We start from the raw sequence: 2189 nt of genomic DNA, 5'->3' as shown, positions 1-2189 counted from the left end.
GGCGCATAAAAAAAGCTTCGCAGTCGCGAAGCTTTTTTAGTGCTTGAATTATAAAAGTTCTAATTCATCTTCAAGTGTCATGCCTAGCTCACTCAATTCTTGCCTTAGTCTTTGACGGTCATGAATGGCTTCGATTTCTCTCCATTTTCGTTTTGCTGATTTAGTTTTAGAGGAGCGGTTTTCTGTATCTATCATTGAAAATAAATCGGACTTATCCATTTGGGATCCCCATTATTATTTTAAAGCGCAATAGCCACTATTTTATTGAAATCGATGAACTTTTCCGCAAAAGTGCGAAAATTTGTCCACCACTCTTTTACCACAACGAGGGTCAAAATAGAATATATTCTTGTCTTTTTTGTGAAGTACGCATGAAACTTTTGTTACCAGCGGCCAAACTGCGGGTTTAAGACTACAGGCACTGTCGTTTTTATAAGGACTTAATGGGGGCTTATTCTGCAGTGGCGGCAGACTCTAGACTCTTTTTCACTAACAATAATGCGGCTTCATGCCGAGCATGTACAAAAGACTCAATATTGAGCCCAGACAAGGCTAATTGCTCGTCACGACTATTTACTTTAACCACGAGTTTTGCGCCAGGGTAGTAGTCGAGTACGGCTTGGCAGATTATCTTTTTTGTTAACAAGGTGTTCATGGTGATGATAATGCTAGAAGACTGTTCGACCTTCAGTGACTCAAGTACCGGGAGTTTTTCTAAGTGACCAAAATAGGCCATGTAACCGCGCTCTCTGGCAAGTAATACGTGCTGCAAGTTGTCAGAAATAATGACAAATTCTTTACCCTGCTTACTTAACTCAGTAGCAACAATACGGCCTACAATCGCAAAGCCACATATGATGATGTGATTATTGGCATTGATTGGCGTGATTTTGTCTGATTCAAAAAATTCGACCACAAAATATGAGGCTAATCGATAAATATTATTGACCATGAAGGGGGTTACTATCATGGATAACACAGTCACTAAAATCAGAAAACTACCAAGCTCATCAGAAATAATATGCTGGCTGGTGGCTAAAGAAAAAATCGCGAACGAAAACTCACCAATTTGGCACAGCGCAATTGCTGATTTAATCGCGTCGCTTTTATTTGCCTTACGCCTGATCAAGATATAAATAATCAGCGCTTTGACTAACATAGTTAGCAACAACACGCCTAATACCCAAAAGAACTCTTGGTAAAAATACAGAATGTCGATTTTGGTGCCAATTGAGAAGAAAAACGCACCTAATAAAATGTCTTTATAGGAGGCGATATCCGACTCAACTTTTACGTGATAGGTGGTTTCGGCAATGATCATGCCTGCGATAAAAGCGCCCAGCGAATAGGTAAAGCCCATCTCATGGGCAAGTAAGGACGCGCCAATAACGATGGTCAACACAGAGCCTAAGAACAGTTCTTCAAGTTTGGCATTGGTAGAAAAATGCAGTAGCCACTCAATTAATTTTTTACCGAGGGTAAACATAAATAGGATAACTGCAAACGCCGATAAAATGGTTTTCAGCAAGATCTCTTGCATCGACAGTTCGTTATTGGTTAAAAAACTAATCAGTAACAATATAGGGATAACAGCGAGGTCTTGAAAAATCAAAATGGCCACTGATTTCTCACCGTAGGGGGTAATAATATCTTTTGATTTTTTCAGGTAAGTCAGCACGATAGCGGTAGATGATAAACTGAAAGACAAAGCAATGATGATGGAAGATGTAGCATCAAGGGCAAAGATATAATGGGCCACAGGATAGATAACGACAGCGCTCAGCACGACTTGACTTGTGCCGTTGATAAAGACGATTTCACGCATTTTTTTCAGTTTAGCAAATGACATTTCCAAGCCAATAGTAAACATTAGAAACACGATACCAAACTCACCAATGAGCTCTAAAGAACTTAAGTTTTCGCTGCCATTAAAATCGAAGATGTTACTGATAATGGTACCGGTGATGATGTAACCGATGATGTGTGAAATGGCGAATTTTTTTAAGACAATATTTAGCACACTGGCAATGGCCAGAGAAATAAAAATTATAGGAAGAATAGAATCCATCGTGCTAATAAGGTCTCGATTGCGTTAACAAAGTTATAACAAAAAGGTTGGGTTTTTTAGTTAAATCCTCTTTTAAGATATAAGTAGAATAAGCATTGCGTGGAATTAAGTCTACTGATTC

General features: G+C 38.9%; 2 protein-coding genes. Both read right to left on the bottom strand.

Translation table 11 applies throughout. The annotated features are described in order from the left end of the window. Positions 1–48: 48 nt before the first annotated feature. Entirely contained in the window at positions 49–219 is a 171-nt protein-coding gene (locus NWQ57_RS16080) for a DUF3545 family protein (RefSeq protein WP_306023181.1), read from the bottom strand. 232 nt (positions 220–451) lie between these two features. Beyond that, positions 452–2068, bottom strand: coding sequence for a cation:proton antiporter (locus tag NWQ57_RS16075; protein ID WP_306023180.1), 1617 nt, complete (start codon positions 2066–2068; stop codon positions 452–454). Between the last annotated feature and the right edge of the window lie 121 nt (positions 2069–2189).

It is taken from the genome of Paraglaciecola sp., from assembly GCF_030730205.1.
Lineage (GTDB): Bacteria > Pseudomonadota > Gammaproteobacteria > Enterobacterales > Alteromonadaceae > Paraglaciecola.
The sequence above is the reverse complement of the archived record's forward strand: the minus strand, read 5'-3'. Positions and strand labels throughout refer to the sequence as shown.